Source organism: Planctomycetia bacterium (assembly GCA_034440135.1).
In the GTDB taxonomy this organism is placed as follows: domain Bacteria; phylum Planctomycetota; class Planctomycetia; order Pirellulales; family JALHLM01; genus JALHLM01.
In genome coordinates, this window is the sequence record JAWXBP010000514.1 from 12948 (window position 1) to 33906 (window position 20959).

Here is a 20959-nt window from a genome sequence, read left to right on the forward strand (position 1 = left end):
GCCATTGACAACGCACAACCCCGAACGACTTACTGCCGGTTTGGCAACGTGATTTGAAAGACTTCCGGTTCATGCTCTTCCTCGTCCTCGTCCGGCTCGGCGATCACCTCGCGAAACTTCAGCACGCCGGTCCGCGCCAAGAGGGATTGAATCCGCCGACGCACTTCATCTTCGCCAAAGTGCTCGCCAAGCGCGACGAGCACCGGGTAGCCAGGGTTCTGAAACAGCGATTCCAATTGACTCGCGTTCCAGCCCATCCAGACGAACTCCTCCAACATGCACTCCAGCATCACCTGCGGATCGCCCGAGACGGGCTCCGCCATCAACTCGAAGGGATCCTCGACGTCGGCCAGTCGATCGAGCGGGTGAACCTTCGGCGCCCAGCGATCGTCCATGTCAGCCCTCGATGCGGACATAGCCGCCGCTTAAGTACATCAGGTTCTCCGCCGAGTCGCTGTGCGGCCCGTACGCGATCGTGCCCGGCTCCCAGAGTCCCACACCGTCCGGCCCGCCGGACTCGGCCTTGATGATCCGCACGAGTGTTTCTTTCGGCACCGTATTCACTGCGTGATTGTCGGCCTCGCCGCCAAACATGAAGCCCATCTTCAGCTTGGCCTTGTGGAACAGCGTGTCGGTCTGGTGCATCGGCATCAGCCAATTCCGCGTGCACGATTGATGCGCTCCGTAACGCAGATTGGCCTGATAGCCGGTGTCGGCCGATCGCGCCCGACCATCGGGCCGCGTTTCGTGCGCCAGCACGGTCTTCTCCGTGGAAATGTAAGGAGAGTGTTTGGTCATCACCACGCCGCGCGGATAGCTCGTGTTCAACGTCACGCGCACCATCAGCCGGGCAACTTTTGCCCGCGCCGGATCATCCTGCCACCCGCGGAACGGCCGGTCGGCCGGATTTGAATCCAAATAGACGTAGTCTCCGGCGTTGAGACCCATTTCCGCGGCGTCGTCTGGGTTGACATGCAACTGTTGATCGCCGAAGAACGGCAATCGCTTATCGCGGCGATAGGGATCGCCGTAGTTCGAATCCCAGATCATGTGCCAATCGACATTGGACCACTGCGAGTGGACGCGATGCCGCGTCTTGGGCGTGAGCAAATAGAAGCGGAAGCCCTGCTTCCAGAGCGGATTCTCCGTCGTTTTCACCTCATCCCACGGCAACTTGATATTGCGAATCGTGCGTTCGTCCCAGTGCATCGCGTCGTCCGCGAGTCCGAAATCTTCCGGGCGAATCAGCGGGTTCGTGCTGACGATCACGTTCGGGAGGTACGGCGTCGCCTCCGGTCCTTCGCGATGCACAATAAAGTTTTCGCCGTGCTCGATCGCCTCGGGAATGTCGCAATACGCGTTCAAGCGGCCGGTGTCCGTCCAGAACGGCATGTTGTCCTGCATGTTTTCGTAGAACGGAATCCGCGGATACGTGCGGAACAACATCAGCGCCGCGCCGGCCTCGCCGAACTTGCCGGCGAGAATGTCATCCACACGGTAGCCTCGCGTCGTGCTCGAACCATCGAACAACCGTTGAATGTAGGTCTTCGATCCGTTCGCCTTGTCGTCCAGAATGAACTTCCAATAGTTGGCGAAGCGAGGATCGCCGGTCTCCTTCGTCATGGCCTCGGCCGCTTCGGCCAGAATATGCACGTCGTCGCGCGTATCGTACGGCGGCGAGATGCCCCCCTTCCAGATATGCACGTAGGGGTTCGAGCACGAAGCCGTGACCTCGTACGTCTGGTACTCCATCCAGGTGTTCGCCGGATACACCAGGTCCGCGTATTCACAGGAGCTCGTCATCTCCACGTCTTGTGCGACGATGCAGTCGATCTTGGGATTGACCACGAATAGCATGTCGTAGGCATGCTTCGCGTTGTTGAACAGGTTGACGTTCGCGAACCACAGGAACTTGGTCGGCGTGGGCATGTGCGTCTGCCCGGTGAAGCAACGCCGGCCGTATTTCGGCGTGTCAACAATTAGCGGCCGTTCACCGTGGTTCCAATAGGCCGGTTCCTCATCCTTGGTCGTCTTGTTGACGACGATGTCCTTGCCATCGGTCGTGGGGTCGAGGTTCGGATGGAACGGATCCTCAGCGATCCAACCCAAGAACCCCGGTCCGCTCTCCGGCGTGCTCTGAAACAGCGCCGCCTTGTAGTTGCCGGCCCAGGTAAAGCAGCCCGCGCCAGGACGTCCGAGCTGGCCGGTAAGCATGATCGGCAGGTACTGCGCGCGGTTGGTGAGCGTGGCGTGGAACCAATGATTGATTCCTTCGCCAACGTGAATCGCCACGGCGTGTCCGGCTTGCGTGGTGTCCCAGATGTCTTTCGCCATGCGGGCGATCAATGATTTGTCGGAACCCGTGATCTGGGAAACCGTGTCCAGATCGTAGTCCTTGAGATGAACCTGGCAGGCGTCCCACAAGGTGATCACACGCACGGCGCTGCCGTCGGCGAGCTTGATTTCGCCAGAGAACGAAAGCGCCGGCCGTACGCCATCCGCCTCCATGCGCGGTCCGAGTTGGTCGCGCGTCAGCGCTCGCACAGCCTGCGTCCCCTCGTCATACACGACGAAGTCGCCGACCTTGGCGTATTGTTCGTCCGTCAAGTGCTGCGTCTGGTACGACGGCCCGTCCTTCTTCAGCCCCGGCTGATAATCCGGGAAGACGTCGGCCGCCCGCAGTCGTTGCAGCGTGTCCTCGCGGACGAGCAACGGGAAATCGGTGTACGAGCGGACAAACTTTTCGTCGTACCAATGGTTGTCGATCATGTGCCGCGTGACACCCAGAAACAACGCAGTGTCCGTGCAACCCGGCCGGACCTGAATCCAGTAGTCGGCCTTGGTGGCTGGCGGCGAGTACTCGGGCGTGATCACCACAATCCGTCCGCCGCGCTCCATGATCTCAATGAACCAGTGCGAGTCCGGCATTTTGTTTTCGACCAGGTTCTTACCGCACTGGATATGCAGCTTGGCGTGCCGCATGTCGTTGAAGTCGCAGTCGGCGGCTTGCAGGCCATGCACGAACGGATGCCCCGGCGCCTGGTCGCCGTGCCAGGTGTAGTTGGACCAAAGCCGCCCGCCCAGCGCTTCCTTGGGTTCCACGCCGCGCACGAGGTGATCGGCGATCGCCAGCATGTTCGACCAGCGATACAGACCGTACTTGCCGATCACGCCAAGCAGTCCCATGCCGCCGCGCAGCTTGCAGGTGCGCGTGCCGGCGCCGTGACAGGCCTCGATCATCTCCGGCTCGTAACCGTCGGCTTTCAGACGCCCGGCGCCCGCCTCGCCCGCATACGTCTTGGCGATCGCCATGATGGCTTTGGCGTGATAGCGGTAAATCTCGTCCCAGCCAACCTTGACGAAGGTGTCCGTCCCGCGCGAGTTGAATTGGTACTTGTCCCGCAGTGTGGGGTCGTCGGAAAGCGAAGGGAATCCATCATCCGCCCATTGCTTCCAACCGCGACGCACGAGCGGGCCGCGCAGGCGGTACGGACCGTAAACGCGGCGCTGCTGCGTGAAGCCCTTGGAGCAGCCGCGCGGATTCCAATGCACCGTGTCCTTGTTGCCATAAAGGTCGCCGCAATTGCCGCCTTCGTACGCCTGCTCGGAGCGCAGCACGATGCCGTTGCGCAGGTAAGCCTTCATGCGGCAGTTGTGCGTGTCGTTCGGAGCGCAGACCCAGGTGAACGATTCGTCCACGCGATATTGATCGCGGTAGAGTCGCTCCCAATCGCGATCCGGGTAAACGCCCAGCGGGTTCTCAACGCTGACCGGCTGGAAAGCCCAGAGTTGCGATTGCAGCAAGCCGCAACTGCCCATGGCCGCCATCGCCGTTTGGAGGAATTCACGCCGTTTCATATTCGCCGCTCCATCTCGTCGGGTGACTGTCCGATGCGTGTGCTACGACTTGCGACGATGTGTCGCCTTTTCAGCGTCACTCCAAATCCAGGTCGTTCCACATGGAGATCAACTTCTGCCCTGCGCGATCACGCGCCTCGCCGTCCCAGATGGCGAAGGCGCCCGAATAGTGTTGTCCTGATCGCAAGGTGAGTCCTTCACTGGCGCTCACCTGTAGCGGTCGCATAAAGACCACGCTCCATTGACCGTCCGACCAGACGGCCTGAGCGGTCACGACTTGCGAGGCCTTGGGACGAAATGTCAGGCTCCCATGTCCGCCGGCCGTCAGGTTGCTGGCGCTATCTTCACGCGTCGCCAGTGGATTCCCACCCGCGCGGGCCGTGATAAAGTCCGGCAGCGGCTTGCCGCCCGCCAGGCGACGATATTCTTCGGTGTCAAATGGATATTCGTCCGAGAGCTGATCTTCGGCGCCGGTCGCTTCGCGGCCCGCGCGCCACTGCCATAGATCGAGCGCCGTAGTTGCCGCGCCCATGCCGAGAAACGGTTCCGCGTCGCCCTCGTACAATTCAATCGCCGCCATGTCCTCGAACTCATCGGGTCGCACCGCGGCGGCATTTTGTGTGGCGTCGCGCCACGTCAATCGCACCGCGAGATTCTTGCCGTCATGCCGGGCCTGGACCTGAACGCGAAAATCGCCGTCCCGCCACCACAGCGGCATGAGTTGCACCGTCGCGGCGTCGTCTTGCGACCATGATTCGGCCACCGGATCGTCAGTAACCTTGCCAACGCGCTTCGCTTGCAAGCTCACGCGCCGCATCACCGCGGCTTCGCGTTGCGATTCCGTGGAAAGCGACCGCAAGAAGTGGGACAGATCGACGATCTGGTCCTGCGTCAGCGTCTGTGAACTCGGCATGGGAGTGCCGGGCATTCCATAGAAAATGCGGCGGTAGAGCGATGGGACGTCGTGCCCGCCCTTGTAAATGCCTTGTGTCAAATCCCGAGGTCGCGTCGGCAGGCCGGTTTCGTCAAACATCGCCTGCACGCCGTCTCCCTTACCTTCGTTTCCGTGGCAGGAGTGACAGCTTTGTTTGACATAAATCTCTTTGCCGCGAGCGATCGCCGTTTCGTCGACGGCGCCCATTTCGGGCAACTCCTCGGCCGGCTCGGGGGTTGTCATCGCAGCGACGGTATCGGCGATATCCTGCTGAACTTCTTCGCCGGCCAATTCTTCTTCAGAAAGCCCTTCGTCGTCCCTTAAGGACTTCACGTAGCGCTCCTTGGCGCCCTCGCGAAACATCCTGAGCACTTCTTCGACAAGCAGCGCACGTTGCTCCTTGGGCAAGTGCGCCCACGATGGCATGGAACTGCCGGGCATGCCGCGGACGAGCACCGCTTCGATGTCTTCCGCAACTGGAACGCTGTTGGCGCTGCTGGCCAACTTGAATCGCCCGCCGCGAAAGTCGCGAGGTTTGGGAAACAAGAACAAGGCCGCGCGGCCCAGCCCATCCCCCTGATCGCCGTGGCAAGCGCCGCAGTGTTGGAGGAAGAGTTGGGCGCCGGACATCGACACCGTCGCAACGTCGGCGCTGGGCACGGCCGGGTCGGCCGGTTTGCGGGAAGCCGAAGCATCCGAGTGCGGCGCCTCAGGTGCTGGCTGGGACGGTGCGGCCTCGCACCCCAGTGCCGCCGCCAGCAGCCCAACTAGTCCAAATCGCCTTAACGAGGGCGAAAACACCGAGGCGTGTTCGGAGTTGGCTGCCATGGCTCCGTTTCCACTTATTGCGGTTGTGGAATCAACTCGTTGCCGACGTAACGCACGCTCCGTGCCATTTTTCACAAGCAGGCGGGCTACATCGCGAACAGCAACGCGATATTCACTATAAAGACATCTAGATATCTAGTTTACGGCGATGTTATTTTTATTGATCGTGATTTGAATCAAGGCAGCCGAATCGCGTGAATCAAGTGCGCCGCTGTGCGAGGCCGCTCAATCGCGCAACGATCCGCACGCTCGCTGCCCTTCCGGAGCCGAACTCCGTGGAAACTCGGAGCGCACAAGCTCCGCCACCCGTGGTGGTGGCACGGCACCTTGCCCAACCAGCGTGGCGAAGTCGGTTCGCTGCATCGGACCCCTCCGTCAAGTACCACAAGTGGTAAACAGCGGACCGTTCGCCAACTGGTTGCGCAAGCGCGTCGAGTCAAACCGACGATTCATTCATGCACGTCACATGCCGTACCGTTCAGTCGAGTCCCGCATCGAGCGGCAGCGATGATTCCAGCGCTGCAGCGCGAGGAAACAGAATGTTGTTTTCCTTGTGAATGTGGAGATGCAGATCGGCTTCCAGTGCTTCCAGTCCGTGCCACAGCGCCAACCAGGTCGAGCAAGCGTCGGCCGGAGGGCGATAGCCATTGGTCAAGTCACGCATCTTTGCCAGCGCATTCCCTGCCGAGCGATGCTCGTCTTCCATCACGTGGATTGGTTGCATCACCGTGCCGCAGTGAAACCGCGGAGCGGGTAAGCCGCTCGCGTCGGCTTCCTCAAGTCGGACGACATGAGGAAATAGCACCAGTTCCTCTTTCAGCATGTGGTTGGCCAATTCCTCCCACATCGCGATGTACGTACGCTGCAATTCATGCAGAAACGCATGAGAGTCGCCATGCCGCGCGACAACCTTGTCGAGCATCGCTCCGAGCCGTGGCAGCTCGGCCCGCAGATACGTGTGATGACGATCCACGATGTCAGCGACCAGCGTTGCCAACGGGACCTGCGTCCAGTCCGGCTGATCGGTTGTGCGCTCCTCCTTGATGTCGAGCGCCCGTTCAACATCCGCCACGGATAAGTTGCGTTGACGGCAGGCGTCGGCGAGCGATCGCTGCCCCCCACAGCAGTAGTCGATGGCGAATTGTTCCAACACTCGGGCACGTTCCGGTCGCTCCGCGACCAAGTCCCCGACCCGGCGTTCCGCGAGAAGTGTCATCGTCCTGATCCTTTCTGAAATCCCAACAGATCAACACAAGGTGTTCTCGTGTATTGGGTTACGTCGCAGCTTTCGTTTGGAGGCGAAATGGTCCTACCCTGGCCGACGGCGTTTCCCACTTGACCTAATGAAGCATAGCGGACATATTGTGGATATCAAGGTCCAGATATATTGATCTTTGCCATTCCCCCCTTTTGGCGAGGTATTCCATGGCCACTTTTCTGACCGAAATTCGTTTCACCGACGCCGGCCTCAAGGCGCTCCAGCAGTCGCCCGAGCGGGCAACAGCGTTTCGTCAGGCCGTCGAAAAGGCCGGCGGAAAGATGATTGGGCAATACTGGGCGATGGGCGACTGCGACGGCGTCGCACGCTTTAGTGCGCCGTCGGAAGAAATCGCTGCTAGCCTGCTGTTGGGGCTGACTCGGCAAGGGTTCGTCCGCACAAACACGATGCGCCTGCTGGACGAAGACGAATTCCATCGTGCTTTGACGGTCAAATCGTAGAATTGGCCGGCTCCAGTTCGACGAGCCATCGATCTGCGCGGCCGGCATTCTGGACGATTTCGTGCGATGGAAAGTTCGCACGATTGAGAATCAATCGCGCCGCAGTTGGCGCGTCATTTGTGGCAATGCGCGCATATCCGCTCGTTGCGTGCGATCGGTTCGCACAGATTGAGATTCCGTTCGCCGCAGAGTAGTCTGATATTCGTGCCTGGTGCAGCAAACGGATTCATGCGCGAGCTGCACTCCCGCCTGACACGCCCCCTCCACGATCCCGCCGCGAAATCGTTGGCCTTGCTTTCACGAACTACGCCGTCGGATGTTCCTAGGACGTCCAAGGCGCAAGTCGGTCGTTTTTGCAATTGGGAACAACTCCATGACAGCGCCAATGCAGATGGTCCTGCGCCTGTTTGTCGGCATTGCGATCAGCATGGTCGCGCACGTCGGGCGCGCAGCGCCACTGGACTTCAATCGCGACGTGAAACCGATTCTGGCCGAGAATTGCTTCGTGTGTCATGGGCCGGACGAAGGAAGTCGCAAGGCCAAACTGCGTCTTGATCGCGCCGCCGCGGCCATGTCGGAAACGGAGAGTGGCGCCCAGGCGATCGTGCCCGGCGACCCGAGCGCGAGCGAGGTGATTGCCAGAATCGACGCGGCGGATGACGATTCGCGGATGCCGCCGATCGACAGTCGCAAGGTGCTCACGGACGAACAGAAGCAAATCCTGCGCGCTTGGATCGAGCAAGGCGCCGATTACGCGGAGCATTGGTCGTTCGTCAAGCCGCGGCGCATCGCGCCGCCCGACGTGCGGGCAACTACATGGCCGCGCAATGAACTAGACCGTTACGTCCTGGCCCGACTGGAAACGGAGGGACTCGCACCCGCGCCCGAAGCGGATCGCCCCACGCTGTTGCGACGATTGTCCTTGGATTTGACGGGACTGCCGCCCACGCCCGCGGAAATGGATGCGTTCTTGCAAGACGCGAGTCCCGACGCCTACGAACGTGTGGTCGATCGGTTGTTGGCGTCCCCCCGCTATGGAGAGCGGATGGCGATGTGGTGGCTCGACGGAGCACGCTACGCTGACAGCAACGGTTTCCAGTCCGACTGGGAACGCTATCAATGGCGCTGGCGCGACTGGGTCATCGACGCTTTTAACCGCAATCAGCCCTTCGATGAATTCACGATCGACCAATTGGCCGGCGACCTGCGACCGAACGCCACGCTGGAGCAGCGGATCGCCACGGGCTTCTGTCGGAATCATCGCATCAACACGGAAGGGGGCTCGATCGCCGAAGAATGGCACGTCGAGAACGTGATCGATCGCGTGGACGCCGTGAGCAATGTCTGGCTCGGCCTCAGTCTCGGTTGCTGCCGCTGCCATGACCACAAGTACGATCCGTTTACGCAAAAGGATTTCTATCAGTTGTTTGCCATGTTTAACAACGTGCCGGAAAACGGCACGGGGGATGGCGAGCGTCCCATCAATCATCGCCCGTACCTCACGGCGCCGCGCCCGGACGAGACGGCGCGGCTGGCGGTGCTGGATGCCGACGTTACGGCCGCCCATGCGGCGCTGGTTGAACAAGAGAAGCTTTTGCCTCAGTTCGTCGCCGACTGGGAACACGCATTCGCAACTGCGCCGCCAGCTAAGGTCTGGCACGCCTATCAACCCGAGGCCGTGCTCGCGGCCAGCGGCGCGTCGCTCAACTTACAAGACGACGGATCTATCCTCGTCACCGGCCCGGCTTCCGCCAACGACACGTTCGTGTTGCGCGCTACGCTGGATCTGCCGCGCATCACCGGATTGCGCCTGGAATCGCTGCCGACGGAGGAACTTCCCGGGAAGGGCCCGGGCCGCTCGGAGAACGGCAACTTTGTGTTGACGGATCTGCGCGTTTCGCTGAATGGTACGCCGGCGCGTCTGGCCACGGCCCGCGCGGATTTTAACCAAGAGACGTTCGCGATCGAGCAGGCGATCGACTCGGATGCGCAAACCGGCTGGGCAATTCATCCTCAGACCGGAATCGGGCACACGGCGACTTTCGCTTGGGAGAAGGCGCAGGAACCGAAGACTCCGTCGACGATTGCCGTCACGCTCGATTTTCAGTCGCCGCATCCCGGGCATCAACTAGGGCGGTTTCGGCTATCGTTCACGGGGGTCGACGATCCGCACACGGCGCGCGACATTCCGGAGGACGTGGTAGCCGCCGTCGCTTGTCCCGCCGATCAGCGTAGCGATGAACAGCGCCAGCGTATTGGCGCTTATGTTCGCGAACATCATGCTCCCACGGTGCAAATGGCTCAAGCGGCGCTTGAAGCCGCTCGCCAGGCGCGCGATGAATTCGTGGCCACCATTCCGACGGTAATGGTCATGGAAGAGATGCCGGAGCCTCGACCGGCTCACGTCCTGATTCGCGGACAATACGACAAGCATGGCCAGCCCGTCACGGCCGCGCTCCCCGCGGCGCTACATCCCGCGCCGGCGGGCGCGCCCATGAATCGCCTCGGTCTGGCACAATGGATTGTTGACGAGAACAATCCGTTGACGTCGCGGGTGATCGCCAACCGACTCTGGGAGAACTATTTCGGCGTGGGACTCGTGAAGACGACGGAGAACCTCGGCGCGCAAGGTGAGCAGCCGAGCAATCAAGCGTTACTCGATTGGCTGGCAACGGAATTGATTCGGCTAAAGTGGGAGCTGAAGGCCTTTCAAAAGACGATCGTGATGAGCGCCACATACCGGCAGTCGTCGCAGGTCACGCCGGAACTTGTGGAGCGCGATCCCGAGAACCGACTCCTGGCGCGCGGCGCCCGCTTCCGCCTGCCGGCGGAAATGATTCGTGACAATGCACTATTCGCCGCGGGACTGTTGAAAGAACATTTGGGCGGACCGTCGGTCTATCCCTACCAACCGGAAAACATCTGGAACGAAACCACGGAATACGGCAACTTGCGGAACTACAAGCACGCCACGGACGATGGCTTGTATCGCCGCAGCCTCTACACCATCTGGAAGCGGACGGCCGCGCCGCCCAACATGATGGTCTTCGATATGCCCAGCCGAGAACTTTGCACGGTACGGCGGGGACGTACGAACACGCCGTTGCAGGCACTGACACTTCTGAATGACGTCACCTATGTCGAAGCGGCGCGCGTCCTCGCGGAGCGGATGATTCGCGAAGGCGGCGCCAAACCGTCGCATCGAATCGCCTTGGCATATCGTCACGTCCTAGGACGCGATCCTAGCGCGGAAGAATGCGCGGTGTTGATTCAAGGATTGAACGCGCGACTGGAGAAGTTTCGCACCCAGCCGGAACAAGCGGAGAAGGTTGTGTCCCATGGCGCTGCCCCGCGCGGCGTCGACGTGGCGGTTCCGGAGTTGGCGGCGTACACGTTGACCGCCTGCGTGATCCTGAATCTCGATGAAACCGTGACCAAGGAATAACCTCTCTCTCGCGAGAGCGCCATCATGCTTCCAGCACGCCAAGTCCAGGCGCTGTCCGCCTGGCAAGATCGGTTGAATCGTCGCACGTTTCTTTCCCGCTCGGCATGCGGTCTGGGCATGGCCGCACTCGGCGCGCTGGAAGCACAGCGATCTTCGGCCGCGACGGCAACGCCATCGCTCGGCATTGGCTCACTGCCGCATTTCCCGCCGAAGGCCAAACGCGTCATCTATCTGTTTCAATCCGGCGCCCCGTCGCAAATGGAACTGTACGACCACAAGCCGACGTTGGAGGGATTGAGCGGGCTCAACCTGCCTGACTCGATTCGCATGGGACAACGGCTTACCGGCATGACGTCCGGACAAGCCTCATTTCCGGTGGCGCCTTCGGTGTTCAAGTTCCGGCAATGTGGCCAGAGCGGGATTTGGCTGAGCGAGTTGCTGCCGCATCTCGGTACTGTTGCGGATGATCTCGCTGTGATTCGATCGATGTACACCGAGGCCATCAATCACGACCCCGCGATCACGTTCTTCCAGACCGGGATGCAAATTGCCGGACGGCCGAGCATCGGCGCCTGGCTGTCGTACGGGCTGGGAAGCGATAACCAGGACTTGCCCGCTTACGTCGTGCTCACGTCCAAGGGCACCGGCCGACGGGACGATCAGCCGCTGTATGATCGGCTGTGGGGTTCCGGCTTCCTCCCCACACGCTATCAAGGGGTCAAGTTCCGTAACTCCGGCGATCCCGTTTCGTACTTGTCTGATCCTGACGGCATCGATCGCGCAGCGCGCCGAGAAATGTTGGACGAGCTTGCCGCGCTCAATCGCATCAAGCATGACACCGTCGGTGACCCGGAGATTGCCACGCGCATCGCGCAGTATGAATTGGCGTTCCGCATGCAGGCCTCAGTGCCGGAACTTGCGGACATCTCGCAGGAGCCAAAGCACATTCTGGACTCCTACGGCCCGGAAGTGAGCAAGCCAGGCACATACGCCTACAATTGCCTGCAGGCGCGGCGGATGGCGGAACGCGGCGTGCGGTTCATCCAGCTCTTCCACATGGGCTGGGATCAACACTTCAATCTGCCGAAGGCTATCGCCGGGCAATGCTATGACACGGACCAACCCTCGGCAGCGCTGATCAACGATCTGCGACAGCGCGGTTTGTTAGAGGACACGCTGATTGTCTGGGGCGGCGAGTTCGGTCGCACCGTATATTCCCAAGGTAAACTCACGCCCGAGGACTACGGACGGGATCACCATCCACGCTGCTTCAGCGTCTGGCTCGCGGGAGCCGGTATCAAAGGGGGCACAACGTACGGCGAGACCGACGACTATTGTTACAACATCGTCGACAAGCCCGTCCATGTCCGCGACTTGCACGCCACGATCCTGCATCTGCTGGGTATCGATCACGAACGCTTCACCTACAAATTCCAAGGCCTCGACGCCCGCCTGACCGGCGTCGAGACGTCGCATCTGGTGACGGGCGTGTTCAAATAGCTGCCATTGAAGCGAGAGGCTCTTTGAACTTACACTCAAACTCAGCGACGACGGACTCGATGGCAATTGTACCGGGGAGTCGGAGCGACCCGCCAATGCGATGCTGCTCAGCGGCTTTACGAAACTGCTGATCGATTCAGTCGACGCGATGCTCAACCGCCTTTATCGGGCGGTTCCTTCGGTCATTTGTGGACCAACCTCTCGAAACAGCTCTATCCAAGAGAGCCACACCGCGTTCTCGATCGTGGCCTTCCCCGTCTTCTTCAACTCGCCAAGTGCGGCAGGCGATTGATCCAGCCGTGGGCAAGTATGCGGCTTCTGAGCAAGAACTCGCGCTCGTCGTCCGCGCTGCAACTCAAGGGAAAGGTTTCGCCGATGACGATCGGCTTGCCCCAATCAAATCGCTTGAGGAGCGCGAGTTCCTCATCGACCTTGCCTGACTTCGGATAGAGATGCGGCGAGACAAAATCGAGTTGTTCACTAGCGCTCTTGTAGGCGCCAGGAAACGGAAGCATTCCCATGGTGATCAAGTGCGTCTGGTCGTGCTTGCGAATGGCGGCGACCATGCGCTGCGTCCATTCTCGGAAGATTTCGTCGCCACCGCGCTTGCCGGGGTCGAGGGTGAGCCGCTGGCAAAACTCGACCTCGCCCATCCGACCCATATACCATCCATCGGAGGACTTGCCCGTTGCGGCAGGCTCGTTCACCAGATCATACGCGAAGACGGCCGGGCTATCGCTACAGGTGCGAGCGATGGTTTCCCAGAAGAAGGCCTGTGTATTCCAACGTTCCTCCTCATTCATCGAATCATACCAAGCCGCACGATCTTTGATCTTGTAGCAGGCCAGGCCGGTGATCTTGAGATGGATGCCCGCGTTTTCTGCGATCTTGAGCAGCATTCTGAATCGGTCGAGCGCCTCCGGATCGGCGCTATTGGGACTGTCCAGGATACGAAGCATTTCGGGATGAACGCGTGCAACCGTGGTACCGGCGGACTTCATGTCGATGAAATCATGCTCGACACGGTCGGGATCCGTGGCCAGCCTTTCCATAATGTCCACCGAGGCGTAGTTGTGGCCCCAGGGAATGTAGCGGTTGCCGGACGGATAAAGGATGAAGCTTTTGGCGTCCGGGGCAATTCTTACCGTTTCCATATCCGTCGATCGCGCAACACTCGTGAGCGACGCCGCGCCAAGCAGCAGTGAACAGCAGATCAAGAGGCGTCGGGTTCGCGAAATCATCTGTCGCCTCGTCGGGTCGGAACCGGCCAAAGGTCGCATTGCGCCGTTCACATTCTCTTGGGCCACCATAACGGCTTTGACCGTGCCTAGAAAGCGGCATGCATTTGTTGGCGACTCGGCTAGTAACTGCTGGTCGTGAGATCCTCGTTTGGCGACACGGATGCTACTTCGTCACTTGATCCAATTGCAGCGTTGGCCCAACTCTATTCTGCGAGAGGAGGCCCCACCGTGGATCACGCGCAATCTCGGTTTCACTTACTGAAGCCGGATACCACCGAGCGAAAGCCAAGTGGGCACGTCAGCGTCCTGTGTCGTGTTGGCAAAACGCAGCGGAATGCCGCCCTTCAGCGAATTGGGCAATCGCACTGCGAGGGTGTACGACCCTGCTTTCACACCAGAAAGGTCCAGGTTATCAGACCATACCCGCGGATTGTCGCCGGGAAGCAGCCCAGTCAGCTTCCCGCTCCCCGTGAATGTCTTCGCCGCGCTCCCATCCGCCAGCAATCCGTATTCCGGCCGCCAGTCATAGTAGAACGGAGCGACGCCTCGGTTTTCGATCTCGAGTGCCACCGATACTTTGCCGTCCTTCACCGCGCCGATCGTCACGGCCGAGGCGTGGAATTCGTACCCCATCCGACGCACCACTACTTTCGCCCTCGCGATGCGGTCGGCCTGCTGTTTCCGTTCGAACATGCCGCTGTCCATCAGCCACGTCGCATGCGACTCTTCCACGCATTTGAGGATGTTCTGGATCTGCTTATTACCGGGCTGCTCGTCGAACACTTGCCCCCACGCCTCAGGGCGGATTTCACCGCCGATGGGGTGCGTCTTCCACTTGGCCTCCGCATCAGGGCCGGCGGCCTTCAGGGCGGTCATGTAGAACCACTCGTCACCTTTCCTTCCGGTGTGCAGCGTCGCCCATGCGAACGAGTCGTCATGATAGCCAAACTTGCGGTCGGAGTTTTGTGCGTGCTGATGGTCTTCTTTCCCAGCCGGGTATCGCAGCAACACCGGCGTAACCTTGAATGCCGCTTCGTAGGCTTCCACGACCTCCAGTTGCACCGTTTTGCTGGCGAAGAGATCGTCCCTCGGGTAGTTATGCCACTCGCCCCACGCGCCGAGCAACCCGGCCGTAACGAACCCGATCCGCGGGTCGCCGTCATACTTCTGGCCTAGTGCGGCGATGAAGTTCTTCATCGAACGCTGAAGATTCTTGTTTTCGTAGTCGGGGGTTTCCTCCTGGGCAGGCGGCAGCGGCTTGGTGTTCGTGTTCACATACTTGTGAATCTTCAGTCCGTCCTGAATGAGGAAGTCGGGGATGGCGCCGGTCTTCTTCGGATACTCGAGGTAGATGCGGAACACCGCCTGATGCCCGCGGCTGGCGATGTTGTCGAGCATCTTCTCCAGCGGGTTCCAGTCGAAATCGTCGTAACCTTTCACCAGCGCCGAGTAGGGCAAGTAATTAAACTCCAGGCTGTGTGGGAACTTGTCCCGCACGTCGGCTTGGTACGGCACTAGCCCCTTCAGCGGGTTGTCAACGGGCGCCGGACAGTACTCCAGAGGTTGACGCGATTCTCCCGCGATGGGTCGTGTGTAAACGGCCAGTATGAACATCAGACAAGCGATCGGGCAAATTCGGAACATCTTTCGTTTCTACTCGGCGCGGTCGAGATTGTTGTAGGAGCGAGTCATCTACAATAAGCACTGCATGTTGAATAGTATCTCGAGTCGTGAAGTTGGACAGGTCGCCGGGGCCGAGTTTAAACGTCCACTGAATAGCTGGCCTCCATGTGAGAGGCTTTACGACAGAGTCAGTCTATCAGTGTGCGTAGACTGCGGCAACTTCCCACACGGCTGCCCAGCTGCGCCGCTTGTTCTCGACGAAGTGCGAAAGAAGTCGAAAGTCTCGCAAGGCAAACGAGCCGATCGCCACCGCGTGTTCAATCGCTCCGGTCGACGCACGGAGTGCGAGCAACTCCATCGGAAGCAGCACAATCGACCTCGTCCCGCAACATGGTTCCTCCCTCTCCATCCTCCGAGGAACCGATGGCGGTGATACCAATAGGCGAAAGGCCCTGATTCCTGGCGATCCGCGAACAAGCGCGGCGGATCGCATTCGGTGTGGATCGTAACCCAGCGAACTTACCGCCATGTGCGTGATGGTCGCGGACAGTATAATAGAATGCTTCCAGTCCATCATCCACAGAGCAGGAACGCCTTCCGTGAAGATCGCCCGAATCTTTGCTCATCGTGTCGAGCTGCCGTTGGTCGAAAGTTCGTACAAGTGGTCCGGGGGGAAGTCGGTGTCGGTATTCGACAGCACGATTGTCGGCGTGGAGACCGAAAGCGGACTCGTCGGCTACGGGGAGGTCTGTCCGCTGGGCCCGTTTTATCTTCCGGCTTATGCCGAAGGGGTGCGAGCCGGGTTGCGGGAACTGGGGCCGCACTTGATCGGCTTCGATCCACGCGAACTTTCCAAACTGAATCAGCGGATGGATGCGGCGTTGAAGGGTCATCCGTACGTTAAATCGGGAATCGACATCGCGTGCTGGGACATTCTCGGCAAAGTCACGGGGCTGCCGGTGTGCGTGCTGATGGGAGGCCGGTTCGGTGAGAGCGTGCGGCTGTATCGTGCGATCTCACAGCAGCAGCCGGATGAGATGGCTGGCAATGTCGCCGAGTATCGCGATCAAGGTTACACGAGATTTCAACTGAAAGTCGGCGGCGATCCCGATCAGGACATCGAACGCATTCGCCAGGTCCGCCAAATTCTGCGACCGACGGATCGACTGGTCGCCGACGCCAATACCGGCTGGACGCAGCACGAAGCGATGCGCGTGGTCCGCGCCGTTCGCGACATCGATGTCTACATCGAGCAGCCTTGTCTGACTTACGAAGAGTGTTTGACGGTGCGCAGGCACACGGATCATCCCTTCGTCCTCGATGAGAACGTCGACGGAATCGACATGCTCCTGCGAGCGAAGGCCGATCTCGCGATGGACGTCGTAAATCTGAAGATCAGCAAACTGGGCGGCCTCACCAGAACGAAACAGGTGCGCGACCTGTGCGTCGCGATGGGGATCGCGATGACGCTCGAAGACAGTTGGGGGGGCGACATCACCACGGCGGCGATCGCGCACCTGGCGCACAGCACGCCCGAAGAGTTCCGGTTCACCAGCACCGACTTCAACAGCTACGTCACCGTCAGTACCGCGAGCGGCGCTCCTCAACGCGAGAACGGTTTCATGACCGCGAGCGTTGCGCCGGGGCTGGGGATCGCTCCGCGCGAAGAAGTGATTGGCAAACGAGTTGTGGAAGTCTCGTGAACTCGGTACGCCGCTCATAGAAAAGAATGCTTTCCTCAACCAACAAACATAAGAACCACCATGAGTCGAATCCCCGCGCTGATGACCTGCTGGCTGGCGATGGCGAACGTGTTCGTCGTCGCCGATGACCGCGCCAATCATACAAAGATTCTGACCGAGGCCGAGACGCGGTTGAAAGCGATCTACGACGAGCGAGAGTTTGCGCCTGCGACGTTCTCTGGACAGTGGCTGCGAGACAGCTCCGGCTACGTGGTTCTCGAAAAACCCGAGGATGGTTCCGAGCCGGAGCTTGTGCAGTACGACGTGCTGAGTGGAAATCGCTCCATCGTGCTCGGCGGCGACCAACTCGTTGTTCCGGGCACGTCCGACCGACTGGTCATTCAGGAATTCGTTCCGTCGCCCGTCTCGAGTCAGTTCCTGTTGCTTGCGCGAGTCGCCGCCAACGAAAAAACGGGATACTGGCTGTTTGATTCGAAATCGGGTGAACTCACAGCGATCGCCGCCGAGATCGACCGGCTGTCCTGGGAGAACACGTTTTCTCCGAACGGGACTCGAATTCTCTTTCGGCGCGGGCCCGATCTCTTGGTGTTCGACCTGGCCAGTAGTCGCACAATTTCACTGACACAGACTGGGGATCAAGACACGCTTGAAAATGGCGTTCCTGGCGGATGGAGTCCTGACGGGCAGCCGGTTCAGGCGCGATGGAGTCCCGACGGGCAACAGATTGCCTATGTTCAATCTGATGCTTCACATGTTCGACAACGACCTGTCGTTCTTCCGACGGATCCGACGTATCCCGAAGTCTCGCTAGAACGATTTGCCCGCGTCGGGACGCCGATTCCGACGCTGCGAGTCGGAGTCGTCCCTGCGGACGGCGGAGAGACACGTTGGGTGGACCTGCCGGCCGATCCGGGCGCGTTCTATCTCAACGACGTCAGTTGGGCGGGAAACTCGGAAGAACTGCTGGTCGAGATGTTGAGCCGCTCCCGCGACTCTCGGTCGTTTCTACTCCTGAACACAAAGACCGAGACAACGACCACGGCGTACGAGGAGTCCGATCCGGCCTGGGTTGATGCGAGTTACTCGGCCAATGCTGGTCTGGAATGGATTCAGGGTGGCAAAGCGTTCGTGCTGCTGAGCGAGCGTGACGGCTGGCGGCACGCGTATGTGATTTCCCGTGATGGCCAGCAGCAGACGCTGCTGACAAAACAGGCCAGCGACATCATGACTCGAGGGCCGGTCGATGAGCGCGGCGGCTGGATGTACTTCCTCGCGTCGCCGGAGAACGCCACGCAGCGTTACCTCTATCGCGTTCGACTGGATGGGAACAGCGATCCCGAACGCGTCACGCCGCAAGACCAGCCGGGGACGCACCGATACGACTTCTCGCCCGATCGCCAATGGGCGTTCCATACGCATTCGACGTTCGATTCTCCGCCGGTGATCGACCTGGTGAAGCTTCCGGAACATCGCTCGGTGCGTGTCCTGGAGGACAATGCCGAGTGTCGCCGTCGAGTGAGTCCGCTGATCACGCGGCCCACCGAGTTCTTGCAGCTCGATATCGGAAACGGCGTCGTGATGGATGCCTGGATGATCAAGCCGCGGGACTTCGACTCGACGAAGAAGTATCCAGTGTTCGTCTTTGTGTACGGCGAGCCGCACGGCCAGACGGTTCTCGACGATTGGACGGGCGGCCAGAATCACTCGATGTTTCATCGGATGATCGCCGACTTCGGATACCTGGTGGTGTCCATTGACGGCCGTGGGACGCCCGCACCGAAAGGAGCAGCCTGGCGACGCGCGGTCTTCGGAAGTCTCGGCCCGCTGTCGACGGAGGAGCAAGCCGCTGGCGTGGTGGAGCTGACTCGGACGCGATCCTTTGTGGATGCTTCGCGCGTGGGCATTTGGGGTTGGAGCGGCGGCGGCACGAACACCTTGAATGCGCTGTTCCGCAAGCCCGACGTGTACCACGTCGGCATCGCGGTGGCGCCAAAACCGCAGCCTGACCTCTACAACGCCTGGTTCCAGGAAATCTTCATGGGCACTCGCGAAGCGAACCCGGACGGCTATCGCCAGGCCGCTGCGATCAATTTCGCCGATGGCTTGCGGGGCGATTTGCTGATTGTCCATGGCACCGGAGAAACCAACACGCACCTGCAAATCACCGAAGGTCTCGTCGATCGGCTCATCGAGTTGGGCAAACGCTTCGACTACATGGCCTACCCGAATCGCGATCACGGCCTACGCGAAGGAAAAGGGACCGCGGTTCACCTGCGCCTGCTGATGACGCGCTACTTGATTGAGCACCTGCCGGCCGGCCCTCGGTAGACCCGCTGCAGAAACCACGTAGCCACGCTCGCCAAGAGCGTGGGCTATCCACGAATGGGCCTTAGTTCTTGCGAACGTGGCTACCCGTCGAAGAACCATTAGAGAGTATTCGCGTTGAAATCAGTCATTTTCCAGGGGTGCGTCCCGGCGCTGATGACCCCGTGCTTGGCGGATCACACGCCAAACTATCCAGCCTTGGTGAAGAAGGCTCAGGCCCTGATAACGGCCGGAATGAACGGAGTCGTGTACTGCGGCTCGATGGGAGACTGGCCCCTGCTGACGGATGAGCAACGACAGGAAGGTGTTCGCCGCCTGACGGAAGCCGGAGTGCCCGTCATCGTTGGCACGGGCGCTCAGAGTCCCGCGCGCGCCGCCGCGCACGCCGCTCACGCGCAGCGCGTTGGAGCGCAGGGGTTGATGGTCATTCCCCGTTTGCTGTCGCGGGGAACTTCTCCGGCAGCTCAGCGAGCGCACTTCGCCGGCATCCTGGCAGCGGCGCCCGAACTGCCCGCCGTGATTTACAACAGCCCCTACTACGGATTCGAGACCAAGGCGGACCTGTTCTTCGATCTGCGGCGCGCGTTTCCGAATCTCGTCGGCTTCAAGGAATTTGGCGGCGCGGATGCTTTGAGCTACGCCGCCGAGCACATCACGCACGCCGATAGCGACGTGTTGTTAATGGTGGGCGTCGATACGCAAGTGTGTCATGGCTTCATTCGCTGCGGCGCCGTCGGTGCGATCACGGGAATCGGCAATTGCCTGCCGCGCGAAGTGCTGCATCTGATCGCGCTTTGCAGACGGGCCGCGGCCGGCGACGTCGAAGCGCGGCGATTGGCGCTGGAACTGGAAGACGCCATCGCCGAGTTGGCGCGTTTCGACGAAGGGCCGGACCTGGTGCTGTACTTCAAGTATCTGTTCGTGCTGCTCGGCGACGCGGACTACGAACTGAACTTCAATGAATCCGATCAGCTCTCACCCAGTCAAAAGCACTTTGCCAAGGCGCAACTAAAGCTCTTCCAGCAGTGGTGGAGTCGCTGGCCAGGCCAGGAGTAGATCATGGCGCGGGCCCGAAAAGCACTTGGCGAAGCCCGCCGATCACGCCGAAAATCGCGTGACAGCCTAGCAGCCGCCAGCTAGGATTCGGCGTGCGAGCGTCAATCGCATTTGCGCGAGGCGGCACTGCTGCGGCCAACAGGTGATCGGCGGAAAACTCCTTGGACAAAGTTCGGCAACAGAGGTCCATATGAAGCTTCGGTCAGCGACACAATCGTTTGTTTTCTGGGCAGTCGTGGCGCTAGCGTGCTGGGGACAGGCCCTCGCGGACGAGAAGCCGGTGGAAGGTCAGCGCCAAGATGATCGTTCGGGCGAAGGCAAAAAGCCTCTCAAGGTGTTCATCCTCGCCGGACAGTCGAACATGCAAGGGCACGCCAGCATCTCGACCTTCGACTCTCTGGCCAGCGATCCGAAGACTGCAGCACTGCTCGAGGAAATGCGCGCCAGCGACGGTACGCCCAGAGTCTGCGACAAGGTTTGGATCTCCTCCATCGGCTGCCTCGGCGACGCCTACACGGATTTGACCGAGAAGAAGGGCAAACTGACGGCAGGGTTCGGCGCCCCGGAGGACAAGATCGGGCCGGAGTTCACCTTCGGCCTCACGATGGAGAGGCGGCTGAACGAGCCGGTGCTCATCATCAAGACCTCGTGGGGCGGCCGAAGTCTGCACACCGATTTCCGCCCGCCGAGCAGCGGGGAGTTTGCCTGGAGTGAGGCCGAACTGGCA

At 60.4% G+C, this 20959-nt stretch carries 13 protein-coding genes; 7 read left to right on the forward strand and 6 right to left on the reverse strand.

The genetic code is table 11. The features are described 5' to 3' along the window. Positions 1-29 precede the first annotated feature (29 nt). The 4 genes from SGJ19_29010 to ric form a co-directional block, all read right to left on the reverse strand. Positions 30-395, reverse strand: a complete 366-nt coding sequence (locus tag SGJ19_29010; GenBank protein MDZ4784306.1) for a hypothetical protein — start codon at positions 393-395, stop codon at positions 30-32. Between the two features lies 1 nt (position 396). After that, positions 397-3858: a molybdopterin-dependent oxidoreductase gene (locus SGJ19_29015; protein MDZ4784307.1), complete on the reverse strand. Its 3462-nt coding sequence runs from the start codon at positions 3856-3858 to the stop codon at positions 397-399. A gap of 76 nt (positions 3859-3934) precedes the next feature. After that, positions 3935-5620 carry an ethylbenzene dehydrogenase-related protein gene (locus SGJ19_29020; GenBank protein ID MDZ4784308.1) on the reverse strand — a complete coding sequence of 562 codons (1686 nt, stop codon included), beginning with the start codon at positions 5618-5620 and terminating at the stop codon, positions 3935-3937. Positions 5621-6098: 478 nt separating this feature from the next. Beyond that, positions 6099-6836, reverse strand: coding sequence for an iron-sulfur cluster repair di-iron protein (ric, locus tag SGJ19_29025; protein MDZ4784309.1), 738 nt, complete (start codon positions 6834-6836; stop codon positions 6099-6101). 209 nt (positions 6837-7045) lie between these two features. On the opposite strand from ric, the gene SGJ19_29030 reads away from it, so the two are divergent. The 3 genes from SGJ19_29030 (at position 7046) to SGJ19_29040 (ending at position 12284) form a co-directional block, all read left to right on the forward strand. Beyond that, a complete protein-coding gene (locus SGJ19_29030; GenBank protein MDZ4784310.1) occupies positions 7046-7339 on the forward strand; it encodes a GYD domain-containing protein in 294 nt (97 codons plus the stop codon). A 373-nt stretch (positions 7340-7712) separates the two neighbouring features. Further along, on the forward strand, positions 7713-10784 hold the full coding sequence (locus tag SGJ19_29035) for a PSD1 and planctomycete cytochrome C domain-containing protein (protein ID MDZ4784311.1): 3072 nt from the start codon (positions 7713-7715) through the stop codon (positions 10782-10784). A gap of 24 nt (positions 10785-10808) precedes the next feature. Next, positions 10809-12284, forward strand: coding sequence for a DUF1501 domain-containing protein (locus SGJ19_29040; GenBank protein MDZ4784312.1), 1476 nt, complete (start codon positions 10809-10811; stop codon positions 12282-12284). Between the two features lie 263 nt (positions 12285-12547). On the opposite strand, the gene SGJ19_29045 is transcribed toward SGJ19_29040, so the two are convergent. Together SGJ19_29045 and SGJ19_29050 are read right to left on the reverse strand one after the other, a co-directional pair. Then, entirely contained in the window at positions 12548-13525 is a 978-nt protein-coding gene (locus SGJ19_29045; GenBank protein ID MDZ4784313.1) for a cellulase family glycosylhydrolase, read from the reverse strand. 255 nt (positions 13526-13780) lie between these two features. Further along, complete coding sequence (locus tag SGJ19_29050) at positions 13781-15040, reverse strand: DUF4832 domain-containing protein (protein ID MDZ4784314.1); 1260 nt, start codon at positions 15038-15040, stop codon at positions 13781-13783. Between the two features lie 707 nt (positions 15041-15747). Between SGJ19_29050 and SGJ19_29055 the strand changes: the two genes are divergently transcribed. From SGJ19_29055 to SGJ19_29070, 4 genes are all read left to right on the forward strand, one after another. Beyond that, on the forward strand, positions 15748-16851 hold the full coding sequence (locus SGJ19_29055) for a cis-3-hydroxy-L-proline dehydratase (GenBank protein ID MDZ4784315.1): 1104 nt from the start codon (positions 15748-15750) through the stop codon (positions 16849-16851). A gap of 60 nt (positions 16852-16911) precedes the next feature. Beyond that, a complete protein-coding gene (locus SGJ19_29060; protein MDZ4784316.1) occupies positions 16912-19179 on the forward strand; it encodes a DPP IV N-terminal domain-containing protein in 2268 nt (755 codons plus the stop codon). 114 nt (positions 19180-19293) lie between these two features. Next, entirely contained in the window at positions 19294-20232 is a 939-nt protein-coding gene (locus tag SGJ19_29065; GenBank protein MDZ4784317.1) for a dihydrodipicolinate synthase family protein, read from the forward strand. A gap of 280 nt (positions 20233-20512) precedes the next feature. After that, positions 20513-20959, forward strand: a 447-nt coding sequence (locus tag SGJ19_29070; GenBank protein ID MDZ4784318.1) for a sialate O-acetylesterase, incomplete at its 3' end; no start/stop codon positions are given.